A 17,914-nucleotide genomic window follows, 5' to 3' on the forward strand; every position below is an offset into this window, starting at 1 on the left:
CCTAGCACAATTGTAGAAAAGTCGGAAAAAGCTTTGTTGCAGAAAGTTAGTGCAAAAAAGGCATGCTGAGCATGCCTTTGATGTTGTTAAAATTATTATAATTTATCTGCTAGAACATTGTTGCTGATCATCCTTATAAACAGGTGTATGTTCAATATACTGACGATTTGCCAGTTGTTTTTGTGCTTGTTTATCTTCACGTAACAAAATAAATGTAACCGTAATCATCGCGAAGCTCAATGCGGTGAGATAGCTATAGGCGACTGACATCTCGAATATGGTTTGCGCACCAAAGCGTACCACTTCTAACAGTCCCCAGCAGAGCATACCTGCCAACATAAAACCTAACCAACGACGATAAGGAGAAAAGAAAACAGCAATAATTGCGACAGCGATTAAGCCAAATCCAACCAACATGGTGAAATTCGCTGCTTCCATAGAAACCTCCGTCTTAAAAAGGATGGTCTGCAATTGTGTCCAGACCTCTATATTGTTCTGTAATCTCAAACAGTACTTGGTGTTGCATTAACGTCTTTATGCATTATGGAGTGTTTTTTTTAGAAAAAAAGAGCCTGAAATTAACCTTACGACATAAGCTGTCGCAATATGCTTTTGTAATTACATTTTTTAAAATTACAAAAGTCCCGAATCTCCATATAGCATCAATTGCGGCGTGTCATTACAAAAAACTATCGATGTTTTAGACCTTAAAAAAACTTTTTTCAGAAATTTTTTATCGTTGTTTTTCTATACATTTAGACATAAATATGACGGAATCGTGACGACTTAAAAATGAATAAAGCCGCTTCAAAAGCGGCCTTATTTGAACCCGAAAATCGCTGTGTTAAGCGCGATTCAAGTCTTTATCATGCATACCTAACAAGTACAAAACACCATCTAAACCCACACTGGAAATTGCTTGATTGGCATTTTGGCGAACCAAAGGCTTGGCACGGAATGCGACACCGAGCCCCGCAATCGAGAGCATTGGTAAATCGTTAGCACCATCTCCAACTGCCATCGCCTGTTCTAAGGAAATCCCCATTTTCTCTGCCAGTTGACGAAGTAATTCGGCCTTGCGCGCGCCATCGACAATCGCACCTTTCACTTCACCTGTCACGATGCCATTTTCAACATCGAGAATATTGGCATGCACCTCATCAATCCCCAGTTTTGCTTGCAAGTACTCAGCAAAGTACTGGAAACCACCTGATAGAATTGCGGTCTTATAACCTAGTGCTTTCAGTGTCGAAATCAGACGCTCTGCCCCTTCAGTTACCGTCAGACGTTCTGCAATTTTAGGTAAAACTGATGCGTCCAGACCTTTTAATAAAGCGACACGGGCACGGAAACTTTGCTGAAAATCCAACTCCCCGAGCATGGCACGCTCTGTAATTTCAGCGACTTGCGCACCAACACCAGCTTCTAAAGCCAGCTCATCAATTACTTCTTGCTCGATGAGGGTTGAATCCATATCGAAGCACACCAGACGGCGATTGCGGCGATACGCATTGTCTTCTTGTACAGCAACATCAATATTCAACTCACCTGACAAGCTCAGGCAAGCTGCACGCATAGCTTGCGCATCTAGCATCTGCCCACTCAATCCAAATTGGACGCAAGCCCGACGCGGGAAAGGACTCTCTGTATCCAGCTCTAAACGGCCAGATAAGCGCGTGACGGTTTCGATATTAAAACCCTGACTCGACACAATTTTTGTGACCGCTTGCAAATGCGCAGCCGTGAGTTCTGGAGCAAGTGCCGTCACGATATAGCGTGTTCGGCCACCTTCACTCACCCATTGATCATATTCTGCGTTGGAGATTGGTTTAAATCGCACTGTTAGGCCAATATCATGTGCTAAAATCAGAATCTCTTTCATTGCCAATGCAGTAGCAGTCTCATTATCCGATGCAACAACGATCCCGAGGGTGAGTTGATTGTGGATAACGGCCTGACCTACATCAAGTATTTGCAAAGAATGTACGGATAGTACCTGCATTAATCGAGTAAACTGATTCGGTTGATCTGGTCCTAGAAAGGATATAAGAATGATTTCTCGCATGAATTGACTCGTGGTTGAGCGACAACTATTGTATGTAAGAATCATAACATAACCGAACCTAAATCTATTTGCCTTGGAAGTTTAACTTGAATGCGCCTCGCCAAGGGCTATTTGCTAGCCTACTGATCGTAAGTTTTGCATTGCATACCTTTTTATTGGTGATTGCAACGACACATCAACTCAATGAAAACCGCGCCAGCCAAGGTCAACTGATGACAAGTCAGTTAGTGGCAGATACGCTTTCCGAGCTGGAACCTGCCAACACCGTTTCATTGGCTCTGGTGGCGAATCGTTATGCCACCAATCCAAGTGTTGCTTCGATTCGTATCCTGGATGCCAATAAGCAAGTCCTTGCCACCAGTGGTATGTCGAAAACTCGCCAAGGTGAAGTGTTTGTTCGTGATGCATTGCAAAATGAGAAGAAAGTTGGAACGGTTGAAATTACTCTCATCCAGCCAAGTATCGGTGAAATCTTACGTACCCAATGGTTAGCGATTTTAGTCTCGTTATTTATTCATGCCTTGATCTGGCTGGCGTATCGTGCCATTGCCCGTCCAACACGCAGTGAATATCTGGCTCGTATTAACCAAGAGAATCACCTTAAGCATGAAATTCAACGTTTAACTCAGGCATTGGCACTCGAAAAACAAAATACGGTGACACTGGTTGCTCAGGCTCAACAACAGGCCAAAGCGCAGAGCAAGGCGCGTATCGAGAAGCGTCCAGCAGAAGCGGTTCAACTGGATGATCAGGCATTGGCTTTGAACATTCAGTTCTATGATCCGAAGCAACTTCTGAATAGTGTCAATCAGTCTGTTTCGGTGCCATATTTTAAACTTTGCCAGTTATTCTTGGATAAAAGTATCGACCTCTGTGCCAAGCATTATGAAATTGATGCCGCTAAGATTCATGTCACCCAAGAATTTGATAGCGAAGGTGCAACTTTGACCACCAACACGGAACAGCCACAAGCGCTAGAATGCCTGATGATGGTCGGTGCCGTGTTCCAGTTATTGTCTGATGTATTGTATAAACGTTACCGTGAAGATAAACGCTTTGCCTTGCAAACTCGTGGTGCGGTTGCTGGCGCGGTCGATGCCATGCAACTGGATGCAGTTGAAGCAGCGAAACGCTTGACTCAGCATCTACATGCCAAAGAAGCGGCTTTACACCTCAATCATGATCAGCTTAAGACCATTCAAAATAATTATGAATTGGTGGCGATGCCGAATCCAAGCAATATCATGACTCGCCATGCGTTCATGATTAATGGCATGAATGAAGCCTGTGCAACTGTAGCACAAACACTGCGTACTGAAATCTTGATGGGCAAAAAAGCGAAAGCAGCCACTGAGTCCTGATTCAAGCGCCGCATCTTAAAATAAGGCTTTGTTTCATAACAAAGCCTTATTTTTTTCCCTGCTCAAACGCCTCACAAAATGAGCCTAGAAAGTTCACAACAGCAGCCCCAGATCAAGCCATTATCTGCTTTTGCAGATGACATATTTGAATTGATCAAGAAGCACAGGCGAAATTTTTTAAAATGCGGTAAACTATGCCAGATTTATCGAATACTAGAGCCTTAAAAGGCAACATCAAAGGTGAAAGCGAATGCCGCTGAGTCGTGTTGAAGAGCTTGTCGCAGATATTCGTGCAGGCAAAATGGTCATCCTGATGGATGATGAAGATCGTGAGAATGAAGGTGACTTAGTCATCGCTGCAACGCATGTTCGCCCTGAAGATATTAACTTCATGATTACCCATGCACGTGGTTTGGTCTGCCTGACTTTAAGCCGTGAACGTTGTAAGCAACTCAACCTGCCATTAATGGTTGATCAGAACGGCGCACAGCACGCGACCAACTTCACGCTTTCAATTGAAGCAGCAGAAGGCATTAGCACAGGTATTTCAGCAGCTGAACGTGCACATACCATTCGTACTGCGGTTGCTGCACATGCCAAGCCAAGCGATATTGTACAGCCAGGGCATATTTTCCCATTGATGGCACAACCGGGTGGTGTATTACACCGCGCGGGTCATACTGAAGCAGGTTGTGATTTAACCCGTTTGGCTGGCCTTGAACCTGCATCAGTGATTTGTGAAATCATCAATGATGACGGTACTATGGCACGTCGCCCTGATCTGGAAGTCTTTGCAGAAAAGCATGGCTTAAAAATTGGGACCATTGCGGATCTGATCCATTACCGCATGACCAACGAGCAAACCGTTGAACGTTTGTCTCAAGAGACCATTGAAACTGAATATGGTACTTTTGAGCTGTATAAATACCGTGAAATTGGTAATCCTGATATTCATGTTGCCTTGGTCAAAGGTGAACCGAAACAGGGTGTTACGACAGTTCGTGTACATGGTTTTAGTCCAATTCGTGACTTGTTAAAGCTGAATAAAGCAGACGGTTCACCAGCATGGAATCTTGATCTTGCAATGAAGACTATTGCTGCAAGTGATCGTGGTGTACTGGTCTGGATTGGTCAAAATCATTTAGAAGATTTAGGCCCAGCTTTAAATAGTTTGAATCAGCCAAAACCGCTGAAATCAAATGCCGCGCTTTCTCACCAATATCAGACCATTGGTGTCGGTGCACAGATTTTACGTGACTTGGGTGTTGAGAAAATGAAGTTGTTGAGTTCTCCACTTCGTTTCAATGCCCTTTCAGGATTTAATTTAGAGGTAGTGGAATACATCACTGCCGATCAAATCACAGCAAAATAATCGAGGTTGCTATGGCAATTCGCCGTATTGAAGGTTTATTACATCTCGCAAGCGAAGGTCGTTATGCGATCTTAGTGGGTCGTTTCAACAGCTTCGTGGTTGAACATTTACTTGAAGGCGCAATCGACACTTTAAAACGTCATGGCGTTTCAGAAGATGCGATTACGGTTATTCATGCGCCAGGTGCATGGGAACTGCCAATCGTTGCGAAAAAATTAGCGGCTTCAAATAAATTTGATGCCATCATTGCATTAGGTGCAGTGATTCGTGGTAGCACACCACATTTTGATTTTGTTGCAGGCGAATGTGCGAAAGGTTTAGGTGTGGTTGCACTTGAAAGCACAATGCCAGTGATCAATGGTGTCTTGACGACAGACAGCATTGAACAAGCAATTGAACGTTCTGGTACGAAAGCAGGAAATAAAGGTAGCGAAGCTGCATTGACTGCAATCGAAATGGTTAACTTATTAAAGGCAATTTAAAGCATGTCGCAAACACTTCAGGCCGCTTATGCAGCGAAACGCAAAGCACGTCGTTTTGCTGTACAAGGGATTTATGAATGGCAAATGAGTCATAACCCTGTACATGAAATTGAAGCACGTACGCGTGTTGAAAATGCGATGCACAAAGTTGACCTTAACTATTACCATGAATTGCTCACTCAAGTGGTTGCTCAACATGAAGCCTTAGATGAGTTACTCATCCCGGTACTTGACCGTGAGCTAAATGCCCTTGATGGTGTAGAGCTTGCAACTTTGCGTTTAGGCGCTTATGAACTACGAGATCACCTCGAAGTTCCGTATCGTGTTGTACTTGATGAAGCAATTGAGTTAGCGAAACACTTTGGTGGTGCAGACAGCCATAAATACATCAATGGTGTATTAGACCGTCTTTCATCAAAACTTCGTGAAGCTGAAAAACAACAAGCAAAATAATAGGCTTGATGTTGTATGGCTGAGTTTTCCATTATTGAGCGCTACTTTAAGCGTACATCCAATGCAGATGTAAGTTTAGGCATCGGTGATGACTCAGCCATTGTCACCCCCCCTCCTTCACAACAATTGGTGATCTGTGCAGATACACTGGTTGCTGGTCGACATTTCCCCCTAGATACGGCTCCCCATGCTATTGGCTGGAAAAGTGTCGCTGTCAATTTATCTGATCTGGCTGCAATGGGTGCAAAACCCCACAGTATTTTACTGGCACTGAGCTTACCGACCGTTGATCACGACTGGCTGGCTGGATTTAGTCAGGGGCTTTTCGATTGCTGCGATCAATTTGGTGTGAGCCTGATCGGTGGCGATACAACTCAAAGTAGTCAACTCACCATCAGTGTGACTGCGTTGGGCTGGATTGAACAAGGTCAGGCCATTACTCGTGCAGGCGCTCAGGTTGGTGATTATATTTGTGTCAGTGGGCAAGTTGGAGATGCAGCCTTTGGATTGCAGCATCTTGGTCATGCCCTGCAACAACGTCTGGACTACCCAACGCCACGCTGTCAACTCGGCCAACAGCTGAAAGGGTTGGCATCCAGCATGATTGATGTGTCAGATGGCTTGGCTCAGGATTTGGGTCATATTCTGAAAGCATCCAATGTCGGTGCAAAATTACAGCTTGATCAACTTCCGTTAGATCCATCACTAAAACAACTCGATCTGCAACAGGCTTGGCATTATGCACTTGCAGGCGGTGATGATTACGAATTATGCTTTACAATATCACCGCAAAACTTTAAGGAACTGTCGCGACAACAATTAGATGTTCCGATTACAATAATTGGCGAAATTACCCAACAAACTGGATTGTTATTTGAGTATATGGGCGAAACATGCCCGTTACATGTTCATGGATACCAACACTTTGCATAAACCTCCCATTCACTTTAACCAAATGTCTTGGTTTGACCGTTTCATCGTTTTTTGCGGTGTCGGTTTCGGTTCTGGTTTAGCACCTAAAGCACCGGGTACATTTGGTTCGGCCTTTGCACTCCTGTTTATGCCACTATGGGTATATCTCGGTCTGTCTGCTAGCATCGTTGTGGTCATTTTAATGTCATTGATTGGCATTTATATCTGTGGCCATACAGCAAAAGTAATCAATGTCCACGACGATGGACGTATTGTGTGGGACGAGTTTGCAGGACAATCCATTAGCCTGCTCCCTTTGCTTTATTTGCAACAAGTGAACTGGTTATGGGTCATTGTTGGATTCGTATTATTCCGTATATTTGATGTCTGGAAACCATTCCCGATCAGCTGGGCAGATCAGAAAGTTTCTGGCGGCTTTGGAATCATGCTCGACGATATCATTGCGGGACTTTGGGCAGCACTCTGTATTCTTATTATTCATTTTTATATTTTGACTTAAGCCATAAATTAGAGTTAGTTATGTCAACAACTGTTATTATTCTTGCAGCAGGGAAAGGAACGCGAATGCGTTCACAACTACCAAAAGTATTACAACCATTGGCAGGTCGTCCACTGCTGGGCCATGTGATCCAGACGGCAAAAAAACTGAATGCGCAAAATATTATTACCATTTATGGGCATGGCGGTGAGTTGGTTAAACAAAGCTTTGCTGCCGAGCAAATTGAATGGGTCGAGCAGGCTGAACAGTTAGGCACAGGTCATGCGGTTCAAATGACTTTACCAGTACTACCGCAAGATGGTATTTCCTTAATTCTCTATGGTGATGTGCCACTCGTTCGTCAAAGTACGCTTGAACAATTATTAGAAGCTTCGAGTCAATCTGGTATCGGTATGATCACCCTGAATGTTGAAAATCCAACAGGTTATGGTCGTATCGTTCGTCAAGCTGGCAAAATTCAGGCCATTGTTGAACATAAAGATGCCAATGAAGAACAGCGCCAGATTCAGGAAATTAATACAGGTATTTATTGCGTCAGCAATGCTAAATTGCATCAATGGTTACCAAAGCTCTCTAATAATAACGTTCAGGGTGAATATTACCTGACTGATATTGTGGCAATGGCAGTTGAAGATGGCTTAGAAATTGCGTCTATTCAGCCTGAGCTAGAATTCGAAGTTGAAGGTGTCAACGACCGTCTGCAACTAGCGACCTTAGAGCGCCAATTCCAGCAACAGCAAGCCAAAGAGTTAATGCAACAAGGTGTTCATCTGATTGACCCAAATCGTTTTGATTTGCGCGGCAGTCTCAAGTGCGGTCAAGATGTACAAATCGATGTCAATGTCATCATTGAAGGTGACTGCGAACTTGGCGATAACGTCCACCTCGGCGCTGGCTGTATCTTAAAGAATACCCGTATTGCGGCAGGTACCAAGGTTAAGGCCTATAGTATTTTTGAAAACGCGGTAGTTGGAGAAAATACCCAGATTGGGCCATTCGCGCGTTTACGCCCAGGCGCTAATCTTGCCAATGACGTGCATATCGGCAACTTTGTTGAAGTAAAGAATTCAAATATTGGTCTTGGTTCTAAAGCCAACCACTTCACTTATCTAGGTGATGCGGATATCGGTGCAGGCTGTAACATTGGTGCAGGCACCATTACCTGTAACTATGATGGTGCCAACAAACACCGTACCATTATTGAAGACAATGTATTTATTGGAACCAATAACTCATTGGTTGCACCAATCAAAATCGGTCAGGGTGCGACCACAGGTGCGGGATCTACCTTAACACGAGATGTGGCTGAGCGTAGTTTGGCTGTGGAACGAGCAAAGCAGTTTGAAAAAGCGGATTATCAACGTCCCCAAAAACTGAAAAAATAAGAGGATAAAATTATGTGTGGTATTGTTGGTGGCGTTGCTGAACGTTGTGTAACCGAGATTCTGATCGAAGGTCTAAAACGTCTGGAATATCGTGGCTATGACTCTGCAGGTTTAGCCTTGCTCAATAAACAGCAAATCCTGCGTGAACGTCGCGTAGGTAAAGTGGCTAATCTAGCTGAAGCCGTAGCAGAACAGCATTTAACAGGTAATGTGGGTATTGCACATACCCGTTGGGCAACACACGGTAAACCGACTGAAAACAATGCGCATCCACACGTTTCTGGCAATGTAGCAGTTGTACATAACGGTATTATTGAGAACTACCAAGAACTTAAAGATGAATTACAAGCTTTAGGTTATGTCTTCACCTCTCAAACAGATACAGAAGTTGTTGCGCATCTCGTTAATGAAGCACTAAAACAAACTGATAGTCTGCTGGAAGCGGTACAAAAGATTACACCTCGCCTAAAAGGGGCTTATGCACTCGGTATTGTACATACAGCACATCCAGATGAGCTGATTACCGTGCGTGAAGGCTCTCCACTGGTCATTGGTGTGGGTATTGGTGAGAACTTTATCAGTTCAGACCAGTTGGCTTTGTTGCCTGTGACCAATCGCTTTGTTTATTTAGAAGAAGGCGATATTGCACGCTTAACCCGTAATAGCATTGAAGTTTTTGCAAATGGTGAAGCGGTTGAACGCCCAGTCAAAGAATTAGATGCAACGGTTAGTAATGCTTCTAAAGGCGAATATAAGCACTTCATGCTCAAAGAAATTTATGAGCAACCTGAAGCGATTCAGCAAACTATTTCTCAAGCATTGAATGGCAATAGCTTACGCGAAGATTTCTTAAATCATGCCGATGCCGATTTCAGTAAAATCCAGCAAATTCAAATCATTGCCTGTGGTACCAGCTACCATGCGGGTATGATTGCCAAATACTGGTTCGAGCAATTGATTGGCGTGCCTTGTCAGGTTGAAATCGCAAGTGAATTCCGCTATCGCACACCTGTTATCGTTGCCAATACGCTGTATATCTGTATTTCTCAATCAGGTGAAACTGCGGATACCTTAGCTGCGTTACGTGAAACTCAAAAACGTGCCAAAGCCAACAACATTGACATCACGACAATGACGATTTGTAATGTCGCAACCTCATCAATGGTGCGTGAAACAGATCACCATTTACTGACGCTGGCTGGCCCTGAAATTGGTGTGGCATCAACCAAAGCCTTTACCACTCAGCTTGCGGCATTGATGTTGTTAATCCTGAAAATTGGTCAGGTGAAACAACGCCTTTCTGATGCCCAGCTGAATGAAATTGCTACTGCTTTATGGCACTGCCCGAAAGTCATTTTAGATACCTTGCAAGGTGATACTGAAATTCTTCGCTTGTCTGCGCTGTTCGTGGAAAAGAATCACTGTCTGTTCTTGGGTCGTGGAACACATTTCCCAATCGCACTTGAAGGCGCATTGAAACTGAAAGAAATTTCATATATTCATGCTGAAGGTTATGCCGCGGGTGAATTAAAGCATGGTCCCCTTGCTTTAGTTGACAACGAAATGCCTGTAGTTATCTTGGCACCGCATGATGAAATGCTCGATAAACTGAAATCGAACATGGAAGAAGTACAAGCACGGGGTGGTGAATTATTTGTTTTCGCGGATGAGAACAGTGGTATTCACGGTAAAGACCGTCAACACGTCGTACATATTCCAGCAGTCAATGAATGGCTAGCGCCAATCGTTTACAGCGTACCAGTACAATTATTGTCTTACCATGTCGCTGTATTACGTGGAACTGATGTCGATCAGCCACGTAACCTCGCTAAGAGTGTAACGGTAGAATAATAAAATTATTAACTCTACACAGTTAATAATCAAAAATAGCCCAGACATATTAAATAAAAAGTATGCTGGGCTTTTTTATAACTGAATCACAGAATAGCGTAATCAAGTTAAGATAAAGATCATCAAATAATCCAAAGTAAATCATTAATAAGATTCAAATTTTGAATTTCATAAAACGTAGAATATACCAATTAATTCAGCGATCTATAACACGCTAAAACAATCTTTGCCAAAAGATGAATAGGGCTAAAATCCAATCTATGTGTGCTCTCAGTATCTCTAGTGAGAACAATATAGGGAAGAATAAAATCTACCCCTCTCATAAATCATCTTTGCCTTAGATATTTTTTATTACATTCGTCAACATTAAAACTTCAAATTTTCCAGATATTGATAGTCAGAATTTTTGCACTTCGTTATAAATACTTTAATAGATAAGCTCAAGCTTTAAACTGATTTAATTATATATAAATCAGTTAATTAGAAAACGCAGAAAGCATATTTAGCTCAACCCGTACTTATGAAAATCTAACACTGACAAAGCCTACGAATAGGAAATGGAGAACCTTATGGCTTTTTTAAACACAAATCGATAGGGAAATAAATTTTATTTCCTCTTAGATGCACTATAGATAGGGATGGTCTTTATACAAAAAATTAAGCCACAAAAGTAACCGGCTTTTTAGCCCAGTCGTGCCTAATTTTCTGAACAGCTCTTCACTCATCGTGAACAACCCAACCTCTGTACTATCTATTTTAGCGAATCTAAATCTATAGTTATTTAAAAAATAACGATTTTCTTTTTAATATCAGGATTAAAATATGAAACTTGATTACGCTGAATCTTTAAGAAAATTCTCTGAAACTTTCAATCTTTCCAAGGAAGAAACATCTAAAGGGAATGATCAAATCCCAGGTGGTTTTAGTCGTAGAACGTTTGCCTATGGCCCGCATGCAATTTTCGCTGAGCGAGGTGAAGGCCAATATGTTTATACAATTGAAGGTAAAAAACTACTCGATCTGAATAATAACTTTTCGACCAATGTCACTGGTCACAATCACCCTGAAATTCTCAAAGCTATTCAGGAAGTCCTGAAAAAGGGATTCTCATTTGGTAATCCTGTAAATTACGAGTTAGAGCTTGCCCAACTCCTATGCCAACGAATTGATTCTATTGAGAAGGTTAAATTCTTCTGTTCCGCTAGCGAGGCATGTTTGAGTGCGATCCGTATCGCCCGAGGATACACAGGAAAAAATAAAATAGCCAAATTCGAAGGGGGTTATCATGGATTCTGTGACGATTTAGCAATTTCTGCACATCCAACACCTGCTAGTTTTCCAGGTCCAGACTTCCATCCAAAGCCATTACCAGATTCAGCAGGGATCCCAACCTACAAAAGCGATAATGTCATTGTATTAGTACAAAATGATTATCAAGCATGCGAAAGTATTCTTCGTAATCATGCAGATGATGTAGCTTGTGTCATTATGGAATTGCAGTCAGGCGCAGGAGGAGTCGTTGAGCTTGATAAGGAATTTGTTGCTCGTATTCGAAAGCTTACTCAGGAGCTTGGTATCCTTTTAATCATTGATGAAACCATGACCTTACGTGCAGCTAAAGGAGGACTACAGAGTATCTATCAGGTCCATCCAGATCTTACTGTAATGGGTAAAATGATTGGAGGTGGGCTTCCTATTGGTGCTGTAGGTGGTCGTCGCGAAATCTTCCGTGTTCTAGAAGAAAATCAAGTGCTTATTTCAGGCACACATCATGGACATCCACTTTCATGTGCAGCCGGTAGCGCTTGTTTACGAGTCATGAATGATGAAGCTTACGAGCATTTGAATCGTATGGCAAAAAGAATCAAGGATGAACTCAATCACTGGGCGAAAGCATCTAATTATCCTTTTATTGTTTATGGTGCATTTTCAATGCTAGGGTATGCATTTACCAAAGAAATTGGCCAAGAAATCAAAACTCATCGTGACTATTGGCATAAAATTGATGAAGATTCTATGAATACTTATGCATTGGAAATGGCAACGCAAGGCTACTTTCCTGTGCATCGTGGACAAATTGGTCTTACATTACCCATGACCGATGAAGATATCAGTGGATATATCGAAACCACTAAAGCAATTATCCAAAAAATGCATGAATGAAGCCAAGTTATAAAATAATAGACATCCATTATTATCTTATTTAATAAAATAATGGATGTTGTTATTTATAGCCCAAGTCACCTCGAAAGCTCTAATGTTGTTGAGGGTAATTCTCCAAATAATCCCTTATAATCTTGTGCAAATTGAGAAAAATGCCAAAATCCCCAATATGAGGCAACCTGACTAACCGTCGTTTTTTCTTCATTGGCTAATAGCATTTTTCTTGCACAATTTAGCTTCCAGTATTTTAGAAATAAAGATGGGCTACACCCTATAATAATTTCAAAATAATTTTGCAAGGTTCTTCTAGATGTATTGGTAACCTTACAAAAGTCTTCAACTGTAATTGGCAGATCGCTATTACTTTGTAAATAATATAGAATTTCTTTAATGACCCGTTCTGCTTTATTCTTAGCTTTCTTATGTTCGAGCTTGTCATTCCTAATGGAATTTATATATTCACAACCAATATCAGTAAAATCTGAAATAATATCTTTTTTAGCTACCTCATTTAAAAAAATATTTTCAAATGCGTTAAATAAGAACCTAATTTTATTATAAATTTTATTATTTAGTTCAGCATTTCTGCTTAAACTCATCATGTCTTCTAATTGTTCAATATCATCCCCGACCAATGATTGCAGTGGCATTTGCAACGCATAGAACTTTGATTCTTCAGGTGTTTTTATCAAAATCTCTTGATTGGGTCTAATACTAATAATATCTGAATTTTCTACTGTATGTCCTAGACAAATCGCTGGAGATTGAAAATTTCGAAATATACCTATACATAAAACCCCTTGCTGACAGCATCCTTCTTGAAATACTGCAGTTGATAGCTTTTCCTCATAAATTTCTATATCACCAAGCCAGATCTTACTTAGATTACCAATGAACTTTCCAGAAGATACTTGGTGATAAGAAAACTCCCAATCTTCTATCAATTTTGTATGATAATAAGGATCTATATGACCATTATGAGATACATATCCAAATTCCAAATTTTCTTTCATTGCAATTTCCTTTTTTGCAAATAGTCCTTGATAGCAAAAAAATACCGCCCCAATGAAATAAACTCTTATTCTCTACCTTGCCCTGTTCCTTTCATCCAAAAGAAATTTTTTAAATTTATATAAAAAAGAGAGGAAATTATAAAAATCATATATTTGCACAAGAAATAGAGATGTTTTTATCTAATATTAATTTTATATAATTAAAGCTTTCATCTCTTGGCTAAAATTTAACACATGCACAAAATTCGTTCAAAATCTATATTTCATCATTATTGTATAATTTAAGTTTCTTTTGTCTAATTAATAAAAAATAATTGTTCTAAAGCTTTGTATTTAAAATACTTTCTATATAAGAAATAAATTGTATTGCTATAAATTTCTTATAATTTACAGCAACACGATTTTCAAATAAATAACTACAGCACGCCCTTAATTATTTTTATTTTTCAAATGTTAAGAATAAAACAGAACAGATTTACGCAATATAGCGTGTGGTTTTATGATTCAGCAGAATAATCGAATTTAAAATAATGACACCCATAATTGAAACCAGAATCAACTTCCAGTCTACAAACAGCAATGACGTGAGCAAGATTGCCATATCAATGCCCAACTGCACTTTACCTGCCGGGATATCGAAGCGTTCCTGTAAATACAATGCAAGCAAATTGATCCCGCCTAGACTTGAACGGTGTCTAAATAAAATCAGGAAACTGACACCCATCAAGACATTGGCAAAAATGGCTGCATAAATCGGATTGACGTCAGAAAGATGAAAAAACTGGGGAATGATTGCAGAAAAACCTGCCAGTAAAGCAACCGCAATAAAGGTTTTAACCACCAAGGCCATGCCCATTTTTTTATAGGCAAAATAATAGAATGGAATATTGATGAAGAAGAATAAAACACCAAATTTAATGTCGGTAATATAGTGGAGGAGTAAAGACAGACCTGCTGTTCCTCCAGTCATAATGCCAGCTTGCTGCAATAAGGTCATGGCAAAAGAAAGGATAAATGTACCCGTCAACAGCGCCAATGCATCTTCAACTTTGGAATGTTGGTCAATTATAGGCACGACTGGACTGACCAGAGATACATTTTGCTCGGTATTCATAAGGGTAAAACTCAATCACAGAACAGCAGAAGGGAGAGATGCCTTCCAAATAAAAGGCGGCATATTTGATCATTTTTATTGTAAATACGCAATTTATTCTTATATTTTTGCCATAAATGCAATTTATATTCAAAATAAGCCATTTAATATAAACAGCTCATTTTCAGTCAGTCATAGCTTTCTGATCCATCTTTCATTAAAAATCAGCTATTTTTATTTAATCGCGATTCCATTTTCTTTGAGTTTTTCCAAAACAATCGAGGTATTCAGGTTGCTAACTCCAAAAGTCTGGGAAGAAAGGATACCAATCAACTTGACCATTTCATCAAGATTTTTAACCGCAACTTTCAAGGCAAAATCATAGCTCCCCGTCAGTTTGTGAATATCCTTAACCGCTGGTTCATTGAGAAGGAACTCAACAAAACGATCATGCGTGGCATCATGATAATTCTGTAATTTCACTTCAATAATGCCCATGATCGGCGCAGGATCAGCCCTCAACGCAATTTGTGCATAATAGCCGGTGATAATCTTTTTCTGTTCGAGATTCACTCGACGGCGTGAACATTGGGAAGTCGACAAACCCACCAATTCAGCGAGTTCCTGATTGGCCAAACGTCCATTCATTTGTAAATGATGGATAATTTTCTGATCAAAATCATCAAGTTCGACTGTCATAAAACGCTCAATTTTGCCTTAAGTCACGGTTTGACTGATGTGGATTCATCAGTTTTCAAAGTTTAACGCCTTTCGCTCAGGCAGCTCAAGCTTATGGCAAAATTGCACTCGACTGAATGCATTGAATACCCTCTGCCTGCATACTTTGCCATGCACTTTGCAATGACCCATTTAAATCAATTGCCTTGCACGCATCTTCGATGACATAGGTTTGAAATCCCATTTGTGCCGCATCTAAGGCAGTCCATGCCACACAAAAATCTGTGGCTATCCCCACGATATAAACCGTATCAATTTGATGTTCTGTTAAATAGCCCTTCAAACCTGTCGGAGTTTTGCGATCTGCTTCCATAAAAGCAGAATAACTATCGATATCGGGATGAAAACCCTTACGGATAATCAATTGGGCTGTTGGAATATCAAGAGCTGGATGAAACTCGGCATCCTCTGTCCCCTGCACGCAATGCTTAGGCCACAATACTTGGGTTCCATAAGATAGCTCAATGGTTTCAAAAGGCGCTTTATTCTGATGATTATCGGCAAAAGAAATATGTTGTTCTGGATGCCAGTCTTGGGTAAGCACCACCATTTCAAACTGGCGGGCCAGTTGATTAATCACTGGAATAATCTGATCGGCATCAGTGACTGCCAAGTTTCCACCTGGGGTAAAACCGTTTTGTACGTCAACAACAATGAGTGCGCTGTGTTTCGCAAGTGTATACATATTGTGTTTCATTCTGGATTGCTCGCTCCTTTCTAACATACGCTGCTCTTTATCGTCTGGCTACTTCGACCTGAACTTTTCTTAACATGAAAATTATTCAGGTAAAAGTTGAATTAAAGTTTTCGGCTGTTTGACTAAAGCATATTGTTCTTATGCCGCCGATCAGTCATAATTTGCATAATTGTCATTCAATCGAATTCATTATTGGACGACGAATCAAAATACTGCAACCATCCAATATTTCGTTTCAACTAATTCAATCTCGGATGGGAAAATAGGATAGTTTTTTAAAATGACTCAGCTAGCACAGAATATTCAAGGCTCAATTGTCGCACTCGTCACCCCTATGTTTGAAGATGGTCGCGTAGATTGGAAGAGCCTGGAGAAGCTCGTTGAGTGGCACATCCAACAAGGTACACATAGTATTGTTGCTGTTGGCACAACGGGCGAAGCCTCAACATTAAGCATGGAAGAACATACACAAGTCATCAAAGAAGTGATCCGTGTAGCCAATAAACGCATCCCGATTATTGCGGGTACAGGTGCAAATTCAACACGCGAAGCAATTGAGCTGACCAAAGCAGCAAAAGAACTCGGTGCAGATGCAGCCCTGCTCGTTACGCCATATTATAATAAACCAACACAAGAAGGCTTATATCAACACTACAAGGCGATTGCTGAAGCAGTTGATATTCCACAAATTCTTTATAATGTTCCAGGTCGTACTGGTGTAGACATGCAAAACGAAACCGTCATTCGTCTTGCTGAAATTAAAAACATTGTTGGGATTAAAGATGCAACTGGCGATGTACCACGTGGTCAAGCCCTCATCGAAGGTTTAAAAGGTAAAATCGCAGTATATTCAGGTGATGATGAAACTGCCTGGGAACTGATCTTGCGTGGTGCGAAAGGTAATATTTCGGTTACCGCCAATGTTGCACCAAAACAAATGAGCGAAGTTTGTGAAGCTGCATTAGCAGGCGATCAAGCAAAGGCTCAAAGTCTGAATCAGCAAATTGCAAATCTACACAATATTTTGTTTTGCGAATCAAACCCAATTCCTGTGAAATGGGCGTTGCATGAGATGGGATATATCAGTACAGGTTTACGCCTGCCATTAACCGCTCTAGCAGAACAATATCGTGAACCTCTCCGCACAGATTTAAAAACTGCGGGAATTATTTAATACGAGCAATTTATGATGCAATTACGTCTTGGTGTTGTCCTAGTCATTTCAGCTTTAAGTTTGGCTGGTTGTGGTCGTTTTGCCCTCAATAATCATTCTTTAGATTATAAAAAAGCGCAAGCGCTTGAACCACTCAAGTTCCCTGAGAATGCAACGGTAAGACCATTTACGCCATTGTATCCAGCACCAACGGTTGACCCGCTTGCGATTCAACATGCACCAACATTTGAGAACAAGACGGGCAAACGTTATGCGTTACCTCGCCCAGAGGCAGCGCAAACTGCAACCACGACAACTGAAGCAACAGCAACCAGCTTAGGTCGTCCACAACTGGTGATGGATGGGAATAAGAACCCATTGCTTAAAGTAGATGGCCCAACTGCAACTGCTTGGCAATATGCTTTTGCGACCGTCAGCAGCCTCAACTACAAAGTCATCTCTCAGGCAGATCATGGCTATGAAGCAACCATTAAAGTGGGTGAGCAAAATTACCTACTGAAGCTTACCGCTGTTGGCTCAAGCAATACCATTGCACTGTTTAAACTTGATACAACCTTTGCAGACCCTGCGGTTGCAACGGAAGTATTAGCCCAGATTTACCAAAACTGGCCAGCCTAGTCGTTTACTAGGCATTT

General features: G+C 41.1%; 16 protein-coding genes and 1 pseudogene. 11 read left to right on the plus strand and 6 right to left on the minus strand.

Translation table 11 applies throughout. The annotated features are described in order from the left end of the window. Nucleotides 1-102: 102 nt before the first annotated feature. Both aciT and serB read right to left on the minus strand, forming a co-directional pair. Nucleotides 103-438, minus strand: coding sequence for a ciprofloxacin tolerance protein AciT (aciT, locus tag IEV36_RS08665; protein WP_004776351.1), 336 nt, complete (start codon nucleotides 436-438; stop codon nucleotides 103-105). Nucleotides 439-844: 406 nt separating this feature from the next. Next, nucleotides 845-2,065 carry a phosphoserine phosphatase SerB gene (serB, locus tag IEV36_RS08670; RefSeq protein WP_004776353.1) on the minus strand — a complete coding sequence of 407 codons (1,221 nt, stop codon included), beginning with the start codon at nucleotides 2,063-2,065 and terminating at the stop codon, nucleotides 845-847. A 68-nt stretch (nucleotides 2,066-2,133) separates the two neighbouring features. Here serB and IEV36_RS08675 point away from each other — a divergent pair. From IEV36_RS08675 to IEV36_RS08715, 9 genes and pseudogenes are all read left to right on the plus strand, one after another. Further along, nucleotides 2,134-3,445, plus strand: a pseudogene (locus tag IEV36_RS08675) (hypothetical protein). A gap of 231 nt (nucleotides 3,446-3,676) precedes the next feature. Then, complete coding sequence (gene ribBA / locus IEV36_RS08680) at nucleotides 3,677-4,798, plus strand: bifunctional 3,4-dihydroxy-2-butanone-4-phosphate synthase/GTP cyclohydrolase II (RefSeq protein ID WP_004776357.1); 1,122 nt, start codon at nucleotides 3,677-3,679, stop codon at nucleotides 4,796-4,798. 11 nt (nucleotides 4,799-4,809) lie between these two features. Next, entirely contained in the window at nucleotides 4,810-5,280 is a 471-nt protein-coding gene (gene ribH, locus IEV36_RS08685) for a 6,7-dimethyl-8-ribityllumazine synthase (protein ID WP_004659764.1), read from the plus strand. Nucleotides 5,281-5,283: 3 nt separating this feature from the next. Then, nucleotides 5,284-5,733 (plus strand): transcription antitermination factor NusB, encoded by a 450-nt coding sequence (nusB, locus tag IEV36_RS08690; RefSeq protein ID WP_004657014.1) that lies wholly within the window; start codon nucleotides 5,284-5,286, stop codon nucleotides 5,731-5,733. Nucleotides 5,734-5,748: 15 nt separating this feature from the next. Beyond that, complete coding sequence (thiL, locus tag IEV36_RS08695; protein ID WP_005260260.1) at nucleotides 5,749-6,666, plus strand: thiamine-phosphate kinase; 918 nt, start codon at nucleotides 5,749-5,751, stop codon at nucleotides 6,664-6,666. After that, nucleotides 6,644-7,165 (plus strand): phosphatidylglycerophosphatase A family protein, encoded by a 522-nt coding sequence (locus tag IEV36_RS08700; RefSeq protein WP_005260262.1) that lies wholly within the window; start codon nucleotides 6,644-6,646, stop codon nucleotides 7,163-7,165. Before thiL ends, IEV36_RS08700 begins: the two co-directional genes overlap by 23 nt. Nucleotides 7,166-7,185: 20 nt before the next feature. Further along, nucleotides 7,186-8,550, plus strand: coding sequence for a bifunctional UDP-N-acetylglucosamine diphosphorylase/glucosamine-1-phosphate N-acetyltransferase GlmU (gene glmU / locus IEV36_RS08705; protein ID WP_005260264.1), 1,365 nt, complete (start codon nucleotides 7,186-7,188; stop codon nucleotides 8,548-8,550). Between the two features lie 12 nt (nucleotides 8,551-8,562). Next, nucleotides 8,563-10,401, plus strand: coding sequence for a glutamine--fructose-6-phosphate transaminase (isomerizing) (gene glmS, locus IEV36_RS08710; RefSeq protein WP_005260266.1), 1,839 nt, complete (start codon nucleotides 8,563-8,565; stop codon nucleotides 10,399-10,401). Nucleotides 10,402-11,223: 822 nt separating this feature from the next. Then, nucleotides 11,224-12,564, plus strand: a complete 1,341-nt coding sequence (locus IEV36_RS08715) for an aspartate aminotransferase family protein (RefSeq protein WP_005260267.1) — start codon at nucleotides 11,224-11,226, stop codon at nucleotides 12,562-12,564. A gap of 77 nt (nucleotides 12,565-12,641) precedes the next feature. On the opposite strand, the gene IEV36_RS08720 is transcribed toward IEV36_RS08715, so the two are convergent. The 4 genes from IEV36_RS08720 to pncA all read right to left on the minus strand — a co-directional run bounded on the left by IEV36_RS08720 (nucleotide 12,642) and on the right by pncA (nucleotide 16,093). Further along, nucleotides 12,642-13,577 carry a helix-turn-helix domain-containing protein gene (locus IEV36_RS08720; protein WP_005260268.1) on the minus strand — a complete coding sequence of 312 codons (936 nt, stop codon included), beginning with the start codon at nucleotides 13,575-13,577 and terminating at the stop codon, nucleotides 12,642-12,644. Between the two features lie 475 nt (nucleotides 13,578-14,052). Further along, the gene (locus IEV36_RS08725) at nucleotides 14,053-14,691 is read right to left on the minus strand and encodes a YitT family protein (RefSeq protein WP_004776366.1); all 639 of its coding nucleotides are present in this window, start codon (nucleotides 14,689-14,691) and stop codon (nucleotides 14,053-14,055) included. Nucleotides 14,692-14,904: 213 nt separating this feature from the next. After that, complete coding sequence (locus IEV36_RS08730; protein WP_005260269.1) at nucleotides 14,905-15,369, minus strand: Lrp/AsnC family transcriptional regulator; 465 nt, start codon at nucleotides 15,367-15,369, stop codon at nucleotides 14,905-14,907. A 91-nt stretch (nucleotides 15,370-15,460) separates the two neighbouring features. Continuing rightward, entirely contained in the window at nucleotides 15,461-16,093 is a 633-nt protein-coding gene (pncA, locus tag IEV36_RS08735) for a bifunctional nicotinamidase/pyrazinamidase (RefSeq protein ID WP_032864000.1), read from the minus strand. A gap of 292 nt (nucleotides 16,094-16,385) precedes the next feature. On the opposite strand from pncA, the gene dapA reads away from it, so the two are divergent. Continuing rightward, nucleotides 16,386-17,279, plus strand: coding sequence for a 4-hydroxy-tetrahydrodipicolinate synthase (gene dapA / locus IEV36_RS08740; protein WP_005260271.1), 894 nt, complete (start codon nucleotides 16,386-16,388; stop codon nucleotides 17,277-17,279). A 15-nt stretch (nucleotides 17,280-17,294) separates the two neighbouring features. Continuing rightward, on the plus strand, nucleotides 17,295-17,897 hold the full coding sequence (locus IEV36_RS08745) for a hypothetical protein (protein ID WP_004776374.1): 603 nt from the start codon (nucleotides 17,295-17,297) through the stop codon (nucleotides 17,895-17,897). The last annotated feature ends 17 nt before the right edge of the window (nucleotides 17,898-17,914 follow it).

Origin of the sequence: Acinetobacter vivianii, from assembly GCF_014635885.1 — a bacterium.
GTDB lineage: Bacteria > Pseudomonadota > Gammaproteobacteria > Pseudomonadales > Moraxellaceae > Acinetobacter > Acinetobacter vivianii.

Bases quoted from the DNA above. Each gene is read 5' to 3' on its own strand.
- aciT (WP_004776351.1), bottom strand. From the start codon at position 438: ATGGAAGCAGCGAATTTCACCATGTTGGTTGGATTTGGCTTAATCGCT.
- serB (WP_004776353.1), bottom strand. From the start codon at position 2,065: ATGCGAGAAATCATTCTTATATCCTTTCTAGGACCAGATCAACCGAAT.
- ribBA (WP_004776357.1), top strand. From the start codon at position 3,677: ATGCCGCTGAGTCGTGTTGAAGAGCTTGTCGCAGATATTCGTGCAGGC.
- ribH (WP_004659764.1), top strand. From the start codon at position 4,810: ATGGCAATTCGCCGTATTGAAGGTTTATTACATCTCGCAAGCGAAGGT.
- nusB (WP_004657014.1), top strand. From the start codon at position 5,284: ATGTCGCAAACACTTCAGGCCGCTTATGCAGCGAAACGCAAAGCACGT.
- thiL (WP_005260260.1), top strand. From the start codon at position 5,749: ATGGCTGAGTTTTCCATTATTGAGCGCTACTTTAAGCGTACATCCAAT.
- IEV36_RS08700 (WP_005260262.1), top strand. From the start codon at position 6,644: ATGGATACCAACACTTTGCATAAACCTCCCATTCACTTTAACCAAATG.
- glmU (WP_005260264.1), top strand. From the start codon at position 7,186: ATGTCAACAACTGTTATTATTCTTGCAGCAGGGAAAGGAACGCGAATG.
- glmS (WP_005260266.1), top strand. From the start codon at position 8,563: ATGTGTGGTATTGTTGGTGGCGTTGCTGAACGTTGTGTAACCGAGATT.
- IEV36_RS08715 (WP_005260267.1), top strand. From the start codon at position 11,224: ATGAAACTTGATTACGCTGAATCTTTAAGAAAATTCTCTGAAACTTTC.
- IEV36_RS08720 (WP_005260268.1), bottom strand. From the start codon at position 13,577: ATGAAAGAAAATTTGGAATTTGGATATGTATCTCATAATGGTCATATA.
- IEV36_RS08725 (WP_004776366.1), bottom strand. From the start codon at position 14,691: ATGAATACCGAGCAAAATGTATCTCTGGTCAGTCCAGTCGTGCCTATA.
- IEV36_RS08730 (WP_005260269.1), bottom strand. From the start codon at position 15,369: ATGACAGTCGAACTTGATGATTTTGATCAGAAAATTATCCATCATTTA.
- pncA (WP_032864000.1), bottom strand. From the start codon at position 16,093: ATGTATACACTTGCGAAACACAGCGCACTCATTGTTGTTGACGTACAA.
- dapA (WP_005260271.1), top strand. From the start codon at position 16,386: ATGACTCAGCTAGCACAGAATATTCAAGGCTCAATTGTCGCACTCGTC.
- IEV36_RS08745 (WP_004776374.1), top strand. From the start codon at position 17,295: ATGCAATTACGTCTTGGTGTTGTCCTAGTCATTTCAGCTTTAAGTTTG.